11 protein-coding genes are annotated in these 14197 nt (G+C 56.0%); 4 read left to right on the forward strand and 7 right to left on the reverse strand.

Going from position 1 to position 14197, the window contains the following annotated elements:
• The first annotated feature begins 43 nt into the window (after positions 1-43).
• Together VN12_RS06330 and VN12_RS06335 are read left to right on the forward strand one after the other, a co-directional pair.
• Positions 44-1042 (forward strand): L-threonylcarbamoyladenylate synthase, encoded by a 999-nt coding sequence (locus VN12_RS06330; protein ID WP_146676035.1) that lies wholly within the window; start codon positions 44-46, stop codon positions 1040-1042.
• Positions 1043-1115: 73 nt separating this feature from the next.
• Complete coding sequence (locus tag VN12_RS06335) at positions 1116-2789, forward strand: sensor histidine kinase (protein WP_146676036.1); 1674 nt, start codon at positions 1116-1118, stop codon at positions 2787-2789.
• Positions 2790-2855: 66 nt separating this feature from the next.
• Here the strand turns inward: VN12_RS06335 and VN12_RS06340 are convergent, their stop codons facing one another.
• The 7 genes from VN12_RS06340 to VN12_RS06370 form a co-directional block, all read right to left on the reverse strand.
• On the reverse strand, positions 2856-3233 hold the full coding sequence (locus tag VN12_RS06340; RefSeq protein ID WP_146676037.1) for a hypothetical protein: 378 nt from the start codon (positions 3231-3233) through the stop codon (positions 2856-2858).
• Positions 3234-5788: 2555 nt separating this feature from the next.
• Positions 5789-7900 (reverse strand): FAD-dependent oxidoreductase, encoded by a 2112-nt coding sequence (locus VN12_RS06345; protein ID WP_146676038.1) that lies wholly within the window; start codon positions 7898-7900, stop codon positions 5789-5791.
• Positions 7901-8088: 188 nt separating this feature from the next.
• On the reverse strand, positions 8089-9954 hold the full coding sequence (locus VN12_RS06350) for a DNA methyltransferase (RefSeq protein ID WP_240491337.1): 1866 nt from the start codon (positions 9952-9954) through the stop codon (positions 8089-8091).
• Between the two features lie 80 nt (positions 9955-10034).
• Positions 10035-11117 (reverse strand): sugar kinase, encoded by a 1083-nt coding sequence (locus VN12_RS06355; protein ID WP_146676039.1) that lies wholly within the window; start codon positions 11115-11117, stop codon positions 10035-10037.
• Positions 11118-11179: 62 nt separating this feature from the next.
• Positions 11180-11995 carry an SDR family oxidoreductase gene (locus VN12_RS06360; RefSeq protein ID WP_146676040.1) on the reverse strand — a complete coding sequence of 272 codons (816 nt, stop codon included), beginning with the start codon at positions 11993-11995 and terminating at the stop codon, positions 11180-11182.
• A 116-nt stretch (positions 11996-12111) separates the two neighbouring features.
• Positions 12112-12966, reverse strand: coding sequence for a sugar phosphate isomerase/epimerase family protein (locus tag VN12_RS06365; protein WP_146676041.1), 855 nt, complete (start codon positions 12964-12966; stop codon positions 12112-12114).
• A gap of 66 nt (positions 12967-13032) precedes the next feature.
• Entirely contained in the window at positions 13033-13362 is a 330-nt protein-coding gene (locus tag VN12_RS06370; RefSeq protein ID WP_146676042.1) for a tetratricopeptide repeat protein, read from the reverse strand.
• 377 nt (positions 13363-13739) lie between these two features.
• Between VN12_RS06370 and VN12_RS06375 the strand changes: the two genes are divergently transcribed.
• On the forward strand, positions 13740-13916 hold the full coding sequence (locus VN12_RS06375) for a Flp family type IVb pilin (protein ID WP_146676043.1): 177 nt from the start codon (positions 13740-13742) through the stop codon (positions 13914-13916).
• 124 nt (positions 13917-14040) lie between these two features.
• Positions 14041-14175, forward strand: a complete 135-nt coding sequence (locus VN12_RS26600) for a hypothetical protein (protein ID WP_256388124.1) — start codon at positions 14041-14043, stop codon at positions 14173-14175.
• Positions 14176-14197: the final 22 nt, after the last annotated feature.

Consider the following 14197-nt stretch of genomic DNA (forward strand, 5'->3'; position numbering starts at 1 on the left):
AGTTTAGATTTTGGGCTCACCCTTCGCCATAGAGATCCTCCGAATGAAAACGCACTATTTTGACCGAGATTCCCTCCCCCTCGCAGGCGAATTGCTTGCGAAGGGAGCGCTGGTCGCGTTTCCAACCGAGACCGTTTACGGGCTTGGGGCCAATGCGCTCTCGCAAGAAGCGGTGCAACGGATTTTTTCCGCCAAGGGTCGTCCATCCGATAATCCGTTGATCGTTCACATCTCGAAGTCCGAGGATTTGGCAACTCTGGTCCGAGCGGTATCGCCCGTAGCTCAAAAACTGATGGACCGGTTTTGGCCCGGACCCTTGACGCTTGTCTTTCCTAAGACCGATGCGGTTCCGGATGTGGTCACCGCAGGGCTGGACTCGGTCGCGGTCCGCATGCCGGAACATCCATGGGCCCTCGAGCTTCTTGAACATGCGGGTGTACCCGTGGCGGCACCGAGCGCGAACCGAAGCGGCACCCCCAGCGCGACGACCTGGGAAGCGGTTCGAGACGACCTCGATGGACGTGTGGAGGGTATCGTTTGCGGCCCGCCTACCGATATCGGTTTGGAAAGCACCGTCGTCGACACGACCGGGCTTCACCCGCGCGTCCTGCGCCCTGGCAAGGTTTCGTATGAAGAATTGATGAAAGTCTGTTCGGACATCGAGCCCTACCGTGGCAGCGAGATCGTGAGCGAGTCCACTATCGGGAACCACGAGGGCTCGTCACCGCATGCTCCGAACTCTCCCGGCCTGCGTCACCGGCACTACCAACCTATTGCACGCGTTCGCATCGTTCTCCATCCTGGATCCACTCCGCCGAAAAAGACATGCTACATTGGGATAGAACCGCCACCTCCCGCGACTGGTTACATGGCATGTTGTTTGGTGCGCACCCTCGACGAATACGCCCGGGTACTGTTCGACTTTTTTCGCCATGCAGACCGATTGGGTGCCGATCAGATCGAGTGCCAACAAGTGCCAGAGATTGGGCTGGGTACCGCTCTGATGGACCGGCTCCAGCGAGCTTCTATGTCCAGCGATTGATCCCTTTTTCCCTAGCAAGATCCGCAAGAAAGTAGGTTGAGAAATTTCGGTCCCGTTTGTACGCCGCGACCTCGTGTTGCTCGCCATCACCGCCTTGGGGGGCGCATCGATTGGATTCCTTGCCCAGCTTCCTATCCGCCAAAAGCGATTGGAACACTGGCGGAGCGAACAAACCCAGCATGCGATTCACGACCTTCGCACGATCGAACGTCTTTCCCAAGAATTGGGGATCGAGCGATTGCCCCTGCTGCTCCAGGATTTGGAATTGGGAGAACTCCGATGGGAATCGGTCGATCTCGCCGAACCACCGCTTACACCGACCTGGTCGCAGGAACCAAACGGCTTCACTCGGATGCGATTGCGTCACAGCTGGATCGATTCCGACGACCAAGCCCGCAATATCATCCTCATTCGGCGATTCGAGAACTTAGAGACAAGCAAATCGATAGGCGATGGCTCGCTCAGCATCGCCCTCGGGACGATCGGAGGACTTCTCCTCGGGGGTGTCCTCCTCGTATTTCGCAAGGCCCGTGAAAGCGAAGTGAATTGGTTGCAATCCACCGCCAAGGCACTGCGAGAAGGGAAATCGAATTTGGAGAAACCGATTTCCAACTGGGTTCCCGACCGAATCGTCTATGGTGTCTATGCGATCTCGGACTCGATGAAACAGCAGATTGATAGCGTGCGTGCTTCGTACGAGAATTCATCCCGAGCGATGTCCAACATGCCGATTGGCATTCTCTCGTTCGATGAGGAATTGCGATTGAACTTCGCCAATCCGGCTGGCACCCGACTGCTGGGCATCGATCGGGCCGAGATGGGAAAAAAGATCTTGGACGTCCTGCGTATACCTGCCATCATCGATTGCGTTCAATCGACCCATGAGACAGGTCAGGCCAAGGAAATCGAATACGAACTCACCTCGGAAAAACGCTGGCTTCGAATTCGAACCCAACCTCTCCGCATCGGGCAATTGCATTCGCAAACCAAAGAGACGAACCTCCATCCGGTCCTCCTGACCGTCACCGATGAAACGCGTCTGAAGCAACTTGAAAACCTGCGCCGCGATTTCACTGCGAACGTTTCGCATGAACTCAAGACCCCGTTGTCTGCCATCAAGGCCTATGCGGAGACGCTGCAGATGGGGGCGAGCGAGGATCCTGAGGCGAGGGCACGCTTCATCGAGCGCATCAGCGAGCAAGCGACGCGACTCGATGTCTTGATCCGAGACTTGCTGCAGCTGACCCGTTTGCAGTCGCAGCCAGACAAGCCCAAGCTTTACTCACTCAAGATCTTCGATCTACTCGAAGCCGCCTTGGAAGACCATCGTCCGATCGCGGAGAAGCGGGGAGTTTCTCTGCTGCTAGATTGCGACCCTGTCATCACGGTTCGATCCGACCTGGAATCGCTTCAGACAGTTGTCAACAATTTGCTCAGCAACGCCATCCGTTACAACAAACCGGAAGGCAAGGTGCATATCCGAGTGCTCCCAGGCGCATCTACTTGTTCGGTGTTTTTTCACGACACAGGCATTGGGATTCCGCCAGGCGACATCGATCGAGTCTTCGAGCGATTTTATCGAGTCGAGAAAGCGCGATCGCAAGATCTAGGCGGGACCGGTCTTGGGCTTGCGATTGTCAAGCACGTGTGCCAATCGATCGATGCGGAGATCTCTGTCCGAAGCAAATGGAACGAGGGGAGTGTGTTCGAACTGAAACTCCCAATCGCCTCTCCCGAACTACCCTAGGCCCGGAAAATGTCTTGCGGGTTGCCCCGTGTCATCCGGGCTCTCGATGGAGCGGCCGCGATTACTTTAGCGGCCGATGAGGGGTGGCGGTGCCGAATTGGTGGGAGGTCCAACATAGCCGGGAGGTACCATCCCAGGTGAATAGGCCGTCCCCGCAGGATACGGGGTGCCAGGGGGATACGTACCGGCCGGGAGAGTTCCTGCAGGTATTGTTCCGGTTCCTGGAATCGGAGTACCGACTGCAGGACTCGGATAGATCGGCTGTGCACCGGGCTGCTGAGCGTATGGGTAAGCTGGGTAATAGGGGTAGCCGTTATAAGGCCCCGTGGTTCCGTTTGGTGCGCACACGTTCGGCGACGAGCACCCGAAGCTCAGGAGTAAACACGCTCCGAACAAGGCGGAAACCCCACTCCATTTTGCTGACTGCGATCCTTGATGTTTCATCTCGATGATTCCTCCTTGCTTTCCGCAAAACGGCGTCCTTCGCAAAACGTCGGAGTCCCGCGACACCTCCTCCCATCGACGGAAGGGAAGGTCGAGACGTACGCGTGCGCTGCGTCGGTGATCGTTCGACAATACGAATTCGGTCCCGGCAATGCTAGAGGAATCTTCGCAGACGCACGGAGAAGTTCTTGGAGCAAGGAAGCGGTGTCGAACGGCTCGTCCTCGACCGTTCTTGCGCGAAGTACCACCATACTTAGGCTAGTCCACCTCTCCCTCACGCTGTCGTGGAAAGTCCCTCACGCTGTCTGGGAAAGATACTTAACTTGCGCGATGCGTTAGGCGATGCAGATCTGTTGAGGACAACAGATCGACAGTGTCGAACGGCTCGTCCTCGACCGTTCCAGAACCGAGTACCACCCTACTATCGGCTAAACCACCTCTCCCGCACGCAGTCTGGGAAAGTCCCTCACGCGGTCTGGGAGAGATACTTATCTTGCGTGATGCGTTAGGCGATGCAGATCTGTTGAGGACAACAGATCGACAGTGTCGAACGGTTCGTCCTCGACCGTTCCTTCACGAAGTACTAGCATACTATCGGCTAAACCACCTCTCCCTCACGCTGTCGTGGAGAGATACATACCTTGCGCGATGCGTTAGGCGATGCAGATCTGTTGAGGACAACAGATCGACCCTGTCGAACGGCTCGTCCTCGACCGTTCCTGCACGAAGTACTAGCATACTATCGGCTAAACCACCTCTCCCTCACGCTGTCGTGGAAAGTCCCTCACGCGGTCTTGGAGAGATACATATCTTGCGTGATGCGTTAGGCGATGCAGATCTGTTGAGGACAACAGATCGACAGTGTCGAACGGCTCGTCCTCGACCGTTCCTGCACGAAGTACTAGCATACTATCGACCAAGCCGCCTCTCCCTCACCCAGTCAGGGAAAGCCCCGTACGCTTTCTGGGAGACATACTGATCTTGCGCGATGCGTAAGGCGATGCAGATCTGTTGAGGACAACAAATCGACAGTGTCGAACTTTCTTCTCTTTTTGTCCTGAAAGGACTCGAGCCATTAGCCGGGGGTTGAGCGCATGCAATACCCCCGGGTGGATTCCCCATGGATTGAGCATCCCGACGGGATGCGAGCCGTACGAATGAGCATCTTCGGGTTGTTTTCTGGATCAAGCCATGGCATTTCTTTAATCCCTTCTGGATAGAAAAAGGGGTGGGGGGGACCGGGGGTATCGCTTGCGCTCAACCCCTGGCTACAAGCTTAGATCCTTTCAGGATCGACATAGGATCTGTTGAGGACAACAGATCGACAGTGTCGAACGGCTCGTCCTCGACCGTTCCTGCACGAAGTACCACCATACTATCGACCAAGCCACCTCTCCCTCACGCTGTCGTGGAAAGTCCCGCACGCGGTCTGGGAGAGATACTTATCTTGCGTGATGCGTTAGGCGATGCAGATCTGTTGAGGACAACAGATCGACAGTGTCGAACGGCTCGTCCTCGACCGTTCCTGCGCCGAGTACCACCATACTATCGACCAAGCCACCTCTCCCTCACGCTGTCGTGGAAAGTCCCGCACGCGGTCTGGGAGAGATACTTATCTTGCGTGATGCGTTAGGCGATGCAGATCTGTTGAGGACAACAGATCGACAGTGTCGAACGGCTCGTCCTCGACCGTTCCTGCGCCGAGTACCACCATACTATCGACCAAGCCACCTCTCATTCACGCTGTCGTGGAAAGTCCCGCACGCGGTCTGGGAGAGATACTTATCTTGCGCGATGCGTTAGGCGCTCCAGATCTGTTGAGGACAACAGATCGACAATGTCGAACGGTTCGTCCTCGACCGTTCCAGCGCGAAGTACCACCATACTATCGGCTAATCCGCCTCTCCCTCAGGCGGTCTTGGAGAGATACATATCTTGCGCGATGCGTTAGGCGATGCAGATCTGTTGAGGACAACAGATCGACAGTGTCGAACGGCTCGTCCTCGACCGTTCCTGCGCCGAGTACCACCATACTATCGACCAAGCCACCTCTCATTCACGCTGTCGTGGAAAGTCCCGCACGCGGTCTGGGAGAGATACTTATCTTGCGCGATGCGTTAGGCGATGCAGATCTGTTGAGGACAACGGATCGACAGTGTCGAACGGCTCGTCTTCGACCGTTCCTGCACGAAGTACTAGCATACTATCGACCAAGCCGCCTCTCCCTCACCCAGTCAGGGAAAGCCCCGTACGCTTTCTGGGAGACATACTGATCTTGCGCGATGCGTAAGGCGATGCAGATCTGTTGAGGACAACAGATCGACAGTGTCGAACGGCTCGTCCTCGACCGTTCCTGCACGAAGTACTAGCATACTATCGGCTAAACCACCTCTCCCTCACGCAGTCTGGGAAAGTCCCTCACGCTGTCTTGGAGAGAAACTTACCTTGCGTGATGCGTAAGGCGCTCCAGATCTGTTGAGGACAACAGATCGACAATGTCGAACGGCTCGTCTTCGACCGTTCCTGCGCCGAGGAAATACGCAGCGTGGCTTGCGCTACTCGATGGGGAGCCATTGGAAGGCGTCGAGGACGACATGGCCTGACGTTCCGGCATTGGTGATCGTCACCTTTCCGACACTTCTACCATTGAAAGTGTATTCGCCGAGGTCGACCCAAGGCTTCTCACTCGGGGCCTTGGTCTGATCCACATCCACCTTGGCGACGCCCGCCGCATGATGGATCTCGACGGTTACCCGATGGGTTCTATTGCCGCCCGCGGAATAAGCCATGCGAACAAGGTACCTCCCCTTGAGTGGCAACTTCGTCGCGAATTCGGCCGTGCTCTCCGGAACCTTGGCGTCGGCATCATGGAGATAGTCAACGCCCACCCAAGGCTTCGTGCTGCGACTCGATGCCCAGTGACCTGTCAACGTCGCATCTTTATTGTCGACCACAATCCCTTTCAAGGAAGCGACTGCGACGTCTTCGGGTAATTTCTCCTCGTACTCGAGTACTTGGCCGTTCTTGAGCAGCAGTGGCTGAAGGTCCTTGTAAGAGACCGATTGGACATCCGTTTTGTTGCGAATCGCCAACGAAGCAATGGTGGAGGCGGATTCCCCCAGGATCATGAAGACTGGTTCCATTCGAATCGACCCAAAGGCGATGTGAGAACTCGACATGCAGACCGGTACTAAGAGATTGGCGATTTCGCTCTTCTTCGGCATAAGCGAACGCATGGAGATCGGATAGGGCCCACGGGTGGAAACTCCGATGTCCCCTTCGTTCTGCACAAATCCCTCGGGCGTGACATATCGCTGCACATTATGGGAATCGATGGTGTAGGAGCCCATTCCGACCGAGTCCTTCACTGGATTGTTTTTAAGAATCTCGTTCTCGGTCATGACCATTTCACCGACGAGCCGGCGGGCTTCGCGAATGTAGAGTTGGTGGGGCCAATTGCCGTTGTCGACAAACTCATCCTTCGCCAATCCCCACTCGGCGAAAACCTTTCGCACATCCTCAGGGATGTTTGGATCGTTTGCCAGGAAGTACATAAGTCCTTGTTGATAGCGTCGATGCTCGTCGATGATCTCCTTGCGACGTTCGTAACTGGCGGTCGGGTAGTCGTAGTTCATCCCGATGTTATCGGTGCTAAAGGGTCCGTGATTGTTTGTATCGGTCTTGAAATTGGGGACAGGATCGAACTTCGCAAACCCTTCGCGCCAGCCAGCCAGCAGCACGCGCCGCATCAACTCGTAATTCTTGGGATCGTAGCCTTCCGGTTTGGGAAAGGAAACGCGATTGGGTGCGTGATTGGTAAGGCACATCCGGAAACAATAAGCTTGCACGCGATGATCGGCGGCACCGTACTCTCCGGGTGGATCGGAACTGATCTTAGGGAGCAATCCACTTTGTGGATTCCCTGGAACCACATAAGGGCTGATCCCTTCTTTGAAAATGCCGAAGTGGTGGCGATGATGCAGCACTCCGACTTGGACACCATTCCACTTCTCCCCATAGTGCGCATTGGCCTCGCGCCCCACATGGAAGGATGCCCCGGCGGCATCGATCAAATCCCCTTCATACGTGGCATCTAGGAAGACTTTGCCACGATAGACGGTTCCATCCAACGTACGGATGGACTCGATCGTTCGATCCTTTTTTACAACGCCATTAGACGATCGATCGAGGTATGCCTCGCGGACAATCTCAATCCCTTCCTCCTTCACCCAGTCTTCGAACACGGACTCGGCGATATGCGGCTCGAAGATCCACATCGTCCGCTGTTGGCCATCGATCGCCGGATTTCCTTGCCCTTGGTTGCCGTACGACTCGCGAGGCTGATGATTCCAAGCGTCAGGCTTTTGATAGTGTTTCCAAACGCGGTGATAGAATTCCCGCGACAAGCCGCCGATGACCGCTTTGTTTCCCGTGTCGGTCCATCCAAGCCCGCCTGCAGTCAATCCTCCCAGATGCTTATCGGGGGAAACGACCAGAACGGTATGCCCCAGCTTTTTGGCTTGAATCGCTGCCGTAATCGCTCCGGACGTCCCTCCGTAGACAATGACGTCCGCCTCTCGCACCCGCGGGGCCGTTGTTTGGGATCGCGCGGTACCAACCAAAGGTAACGCGCATACAAGCGACAAGAGACAAGCGATGGTTTTCATAGGTTCGATGGGGGAAGGGAGAGGGGAGGGCAAGATGGAATGCGATGACTATTTTCCCAGTCTAGCCGAACGGCACGGTGGTAGCAAAACAGGTATGTCGAGCAGGGTTAGGGAAAACTGGTCGCGAACCGTGTATTCGAAAGGCTGCGGTCTGTACCGAGGGGACGGCAACACAGGTCGGGGCTCGGCTAGGAAAGGGGAGATGCGATATTGAACATCGTCCCATGCCCATTGGTAGCACTCACCATGAACCGGAGTGGTCGGGTTCGATCGTAGCCCTGCGCACTCCACTCCACCTTGACCGCCGATAGCGGACCAAGCCACCGTGCGAGGAGTTCTTGGGAATCACGAGCAAGGTGCAATTGAAACCGTCGAGACAAACACTCCGTTGCACCGATGTACCATACTTCGCCCTGGGTATTGCCCCAACGGTAGACACCGGCAACGGAGGGCAAATCTTCGGCTCGCAGGTCGAGAAAGGGAACGGACTCGAATTGGATTGGATCAATCGACGCTTCTTCGGCCGCGTCGATTGGGGCTTCGTCCAAGCGCTGCTGCTCGAGGTTCCACTCGTACCTCAGAAGCAGTGCCCCGAGTCGATAATCGAGAGGGGAGAAACCAGGAGCCAAACTCGTCGCGTCGCGATCGAAAAGCTCTGCAATGGCTGGGTCGCAAAACAATTCTTCCAAGGTCGAGTCGGGATAGCGATCCGAAAGTCGTCGCCATGCAATCTCGGATGCAGGAAGGAATGGATCCGCAAAGGACCAAGACAGTGGAGCTCGCGATTCGGAGATCACTCGTGTCGATGAAGAATCCATCGACGCGTCAACAGTGGCAGTCAGCACTCCTTCGTAGCGAAGACGAAACAGACTTCGATTTCGCTCCGCGGCTAACCCCGGAACTCCCAACTGATCGCATTGCGATTGAAACGATTGATTCAAATAGGGATCCAAAAGGACGCGTTCCAACCCATAGCCCTTCGAGGCGCGGTAGAACGCGGTGGCTAGAATCTCGGACTGCTTCACTTTCGGAATGGAATCAAAAAATCCTGGCAAAAAACCTTCTTCGATCCGTTTGGTGGCTTTTCCTTGGGACTTCCTGCCGGCTCGTGCCCGCTCGACCTCGTCTACCGATTTGACGCTCGACCGCGGATCCTCGACTCCCTCGAGTCGATCCCCTACCTGCGTTCGTTTCAGTCGCGCCGCCCCTTGCGAGGAATACTCGCTAGAGAGCTCGAATCCTACGAATTGACGCCCCAGTTTCTTTGCGACGACCAGCGTTGTCGCGCTCCCCGAAAAGGGATCAACGACGACATCGTCTGGGTTGGAACAAGCCCGGATGATGCGGCCCAGCAATTGCTCGGGCATCTGACAGCCGTGAAATCCCGCGCGCTCTTTAAACGTCCCATTCACGCGTGGGAAGTACCATATGTCTTCGTTTGGCTGAAACGCATCGCGGCAGTCCTGGGGACGGAGTATCCACGTATCGTCCGGAGATCGCCCTTTGGGATTGGCGCGTTTGTCGTTGTAAATCAGCTGCCGGGCCGAGGGAACTGCAATCGCCTCTGGGTGGTAACAGAACGCCCGTCTGTCCTTCACAAAGTAGAAGAGATGGGCATGGGATCGAGTGAATTTGTTTTTGCAATGCACGCCAAAGGTGTAGTACCAAATCACCCAACTTCGAAGATGGAAACCGGCTTTGCAAGCCTCCACCTTCAGCTCCGCCGCAAATTCATCGCCTATCGCTAGCCAGAATGTGCCATCGGGGCGGAGGACGCGATGCAACTCCCGCATCCAGGATCCGCACCACTTGAGATACTCGTTCGACTCCAACTGGTCATCGTAAACGTCGTAGTCGTAACCGATATTGAACGGCGGATCTGCAAACGCGAGGTGCACCGAAGCTTCTGTCATGGACTGCAATCCGGCGACGCAGTCCATGTTGTGTATCTTGCCCCACGGGGCTTCCGGCAAGTCGATCGCCATCGCACCAATCTTTCCCTTCAACGGGACTTCCACACCGACTCGACTGCCGAACACACCCGCGTTCGACACATGTCATCGGGCGTTTCCATGGTCCCGCATGCGGAAGTCCTGTCTTGAACGACTAGCCAAACAAGACTAGCCCACGACCACTAGCGCTGAACGCGAGCCGAGCCACCCTTCGCGAGGGCTTCGACTTCAGGCAATCGCGCCATGGTCGTGTCCCCTGGGAAGGTGGTGAGCAGCGCGCCGTGAGCCCAGCCGAGTCGCAAGGCTTGTTCGGGCTCTTTTCCAGCCAACATGCCATAGATGAGACCGGCAGCAAAGCCATCCCCACCACCGATGCGATCGACGACATCGAGCGAGCACGTCGGGGAGACATAACGCTTCCCGTCGTACCAAAGAACAGCGGCCCACTCGTGTCGGTTGGTCGAGTGAACTTCGCGAAGCGTCGTCGCGACCATCTTCACATTCGGGAACTTCTCGACAGCGCGTTCGATCATGGTGAAGAAGGATTCGGGATCCAACGACGACTTCGACTCGACGTCTTGCCCTTCGATGCCGAGTCCCTTTTGGAGATCCTCTTCGTTGCCGACGAGCATGTCGACGTTTTTCACGATCTTGCTGATCTGTTCTTGCGCTTTGGAGGCTCCACCGATGGGGCCCCAAAGCTTGGCTCGGTAGTTCAAGTCAAACGAGGTAACAGCACCAGCTTCCTTGGCCGCCTTCATCCCTTCAATGATCAACTCGGATGTAGTCGCAGATAGGGCCGCGAAAATACCGCCGGAATGGAACCATCGAACACCGCTCGCGAAAATCTTCTTCCAATCGAAATCCCCAGGCTTGAGCAACGCTCCCGCCTCATTCGAACGATTGTAGAAGACGACGGGGGGACGCACTCCGAGGCCGCGGTCGCTATAGACCGTGGCGATGTTCGGGCCGCGGACTCCATCGTGCTCGAATTGCTTGTAAAAGGGCTTCACGCCCATCTCCTGCACTTTGGCCTGAACCAACTCGCCGATGCCGTAGTTCACCATGGCGGTAGCGACACCGGTCTTCAATCCAAAGCAATCCGCCAAGTTTGCGGAGACGTTGTACTCTCCACCCGACACGTGCACTTCAAACGACTTCGCCTTGCGAAAAGGGATGATGCCTGGATCCAATCGATGAACGAGTGCGCCGAGGGAGAGGAAGTCGAGATCGCAAGCGTCTTTGCGAATGGATAGTTGAGCCATGGAGAACTCCAGCAAGGGGAATGAGGCGAAATCTTACGTTGAAAGTCGTTGCCAACTGGGGGCTAGATTGTTGTCGAAGAAAATCCACCGTCAACAACCAAGTTGTGGCCTGTGACAAAGGAGGAAGCGCTCGACGAAGCCAGGAAGATGACGGCACCTGACAACTCATGGGCGTACCCGAATCGACCGGCCGGCGTATGGTCGATGATCTGCTGGCCGCGCGGAGAAAGGCTTCCGTCTTGGTTGTACAACAACCCTTGGTTCTGCTCCGCTGGGAAAAATCCTGGACTGATGCAATTCACCCGAATCCCTCGCGGCGCCCATTCCCTCGCCATGAATTGAGTGAAGTTGATCACGGCCGCCTTGGCGGCGGAGTATGCGACGACGCGGGAGAGGGGCACGATCCCGGACATGGAAGCGATATTGATAATGCTCCCCGCTCCTCGCACCACCATGGTCTCGCCGAACACTTGGCAAGGCAGAATCGTGCCGCCGATGAGGTTCAAATCGAAAACGCTATTCCAAGCATCGAGCGGGAGCTGACAAAAATCATCGCCAGGTTGCAACGTCGCTTTGGCCTGATTTCCTCCTGCCGCGTTGACCAAAATATCAACCGGCCCCAGCGTTCGTTCGATGATGTCGCGAGCCTTGGTAAGGGATTCGCGTTGGAGTGCATCGGCAGAGTGAAAAACCGCTTCCCCCCCCTCGGCTCGAATCTGCTCCGCTCGGTGCATCCCACGCTCGGCGCTTCGACCGAGAATGGCGACCCGAGCCCCTGCGTTCCCTAGTGCAGACGCCATCGCTCCACCCAAACTACCCGTCCCTCCAAGGACCACTGCGACTTGGTTCTTCAGCTGAAATAAGTTGGTAGTCGACATGGATGTAGCCTTCTCTGTTGAATGGATGAGGAGTAGCAACCGGGTGCCGCGCCCTACGGCTTATGGCGAACGGAACATCCGTCGCAACGCCTTTGCGTTGGGTTTCTGAACTGTGCTTAACTGCCGAGAATCTCTTTCCTCAGCTGCGCGAGGAGACTCGTCGCGTGCAGGACCTCTGCTTTCTGACGCTCGGGCTCTTGCGGAATTTCGCGCTCGATCGTGAGCGGCCCTGTGTAACCGATTTCTTTGAGAGCCAGCAAGTACTCGCGAATATTCACGTCACCTTCGCCAAGCGGCACTTCGCGTCCCCACGTCACTCCGGGTTGATCGCTCCAAGTCCCATCCTTGCAGTGAACGCTCCGAACATACTTGCCTACATGCTTCAGAGCCGGAATCGGTTCGCCCGTTCCATAAAGGATCATATTCGCGGGGTCGAAGTTGATGAACAAATTGTTTCGCGAGACATCGTCGATGTAATGCAGCAATGCCTCCGCGGTCTCTTGGCCGGTCTCCAAGTGAACATTTTGTTCGTTGTACGCGGCATGGTCGCACAGCTGCCGTGTCACCTCGATCACATCGGCATATTCGCGGCAATTGCGATCGTGCGGGACTACGCCGACGTGGAGACCGATCACGGAACAACCGAGCAACCGCGTGAAGTCCGAAATCTCCTTCATCTCCACCAGCCGAGAAACCCTCGTCTCGGGCGGAACCAAGCCGATGGTCTTCTCCACCGTGGGAATATCCGCATAACTCTCTCCTTCAAATCCGCCGAAGACGCACGTCAATTCGATACCGGCCTCTTCCAGCTTTTTGAGAAAGGCCTCTGCGGCTGCGGGTGTTCGGCCTTCGGCGTGGGGAGTGTGGAGCTGGATCGAAGGAATCCCAAGCTCTCGAGCGACTTCAAGCCGGACGCCCAAACCTGCATCGATGCTGGTGAAAACGCCGAGGGACCATGGAGGGAGTGTCATTTCGAATTCCGTTCGGTGGGATGTGGAAATAGAGGAGGGAAAAGGGAGGGACGGCCAGCACGCTCGCTATCCAAGCGACTGCGATCGCGCCATCGCATCCTCAGCCGCCCGAATGAATCGCGTATCCTGCGTTCCCGCCCAAGCCTTTTGATAGGTCACGCTCAAAATCGTGAAGTTAAATGCCTCGTTCGGCTCGAGCCTGCAAGCCTCTTCGGCGTGCTTAACCGCCGCAAGATGATCACCCGTCTGGGTGTAGATGCGAGCCAGCGTCAAATGAGACAGAACGTGATCCGGAGACTCTCCGACAATCGAGATGAGGACTTCCTTGGCCGCATCGACTTGTCCCGAGTCCTTTAGCTTTTCCGCTTCGCGAAATCGTTCGTTGACGGTAGTCATAGTTGTTCTGCAACGGGTGGTGGGGTTCAACCGACGTAAACCGGGATTGTAGCGGAACTCGCTGGAAACGGGATAGGGTTCCAGTGGCGGATTCATGGCGCAACCCTCGCATTCGCTACACAGAGGCGCGCGATGCCGCCAAGTTTTCTCAATCCCTCGATTCTTCCAGGATTTCCTAAATATTCCAGGCCGCAAAATTTGACTGCCCCTGTTCCTGTCCTAAGTTTCGAGTGGCGTTTTCGAGTTGAGACGCTTGTCGCTTCGGCGGCACGGTTGCCCTGGGAAAGCTGAGATCGTGGCGATGAAATCAGACTTCTTCTCGAGGGCCCATTTGTTAGTTCTCGGTTCGCCGAGTTTACCTGTCGGAGGGTAGTACCATGAAGAATTTCGCCATGAAGTTGAAGCGATTCCTGAAGAGCGAAGACGGACCAACCGCTGTGGAATACGCAGTGATGCTGTCGTTGATCATCGTCGTTTGCTTGACCGCTGTTACCAGCATCGGTAAGAACGCAAGCTCGACGTTCACCAACGTTGCAAACCAGTTGGGTACCTAGTTACCCGACCGGCGACCGTCGCTCGCGATGATTCGCCGGTTGCATAGGAGCAATCCTATTCTTGTTGCACACCAACTCCGGGAGTTGCATGGACCTTCTCCGTGCAACTCACCGGTTTGGTGCAATGACAGACCAAAAGGAGGCAGCCATGGACCACACGTTTTTACCTGTTGAAGCGATTAGCAGTTTGTGGGAAATGATCTGTTTTGCCGGCACCTTGATGGCTGTCGCCGCCGCGTGGCTCTTCGCACCGCGGTAAGTCTACGAATTCAAGGCCTCGA

Source organism: Pirellula sp. SH-Sr6A (assembly GCF_001610875.1).
Lineage (GTDB): Bacteria > Planctomycetota > Planctomycetia > Pirellulales > Pirellulaceae > JBKCUI01.

What these genes read in the sequence shown, in the direction of transcription:
- VN12_RS06330 (WP_146676035.1), top strand. Translation starts at nt 44, where the DNA reads ATGAAAACGCACTATTTTGACCGAGATTCCCTCCCCCTCGCAGGCGAA.
- VN12_RS06340 (WP_146676037.1), bottom strand. Translation starts at nt 3,233, where the DNA reads ATGAAACATCAAGGATCGCAGTCAGCAAAATGGAGTGGGGTTTCCGCC.
- VN12_RS06345 (WP_146676038.1), bottom strand. Translation starts at nt 7,900, where the DNA reads ATGAAAACCATCGCTTGTCTCTTGTCGCTTGTATGCGCGTTACCTTTG.
- VN12_RS06355 (WP_146676039.1), bottom strand. Translation starts at nt 11,117, where the DNA reads ATGGCTCAACTATCCATTCGCAAAGACGCTTGCGATCTCGACTTCCTC.
- VN12_RS06360 (WP_146676040.1), bottom strand. Translation starts at nt 11,995, where the DNA reads ATGTCGACTACCAACTTATTTCAGCTGAAGAACCAAGTCGCAGTGGTC.
- VN12_RS06365 (WP_146676041.1), bottom strand. Translation starts at nt 12,966, where the DNA reads ATGACACTCCCTCCATGGTCCCTCGGCGTTTTCACCAGCATCGATGCA.
- VN12_RS06370 (WP_146676042.1), bottom strand. Translation starts at nt 13,362, where the DNA reads ATGACTACCGTCAACGAACGATTTCGCGAAGCGGAAAAGCTAAAGGAC.
- VN12_RS06375 (WP_146676043.1), top strand. Translation starts at nt 13,740, where the DNA reads ATGAAGAATTTCGCCATGAAGTTGAAGCGATTCCTGAAGAGCGAAGAC.
- VN12_RS26600 (WP_256388124.1), top strand. Translation starts at nt 14,041, where the DNA reads ATGACAGACCAAAAGGAGGCAGCCATGGACCACACGTTTTTACCTGTT.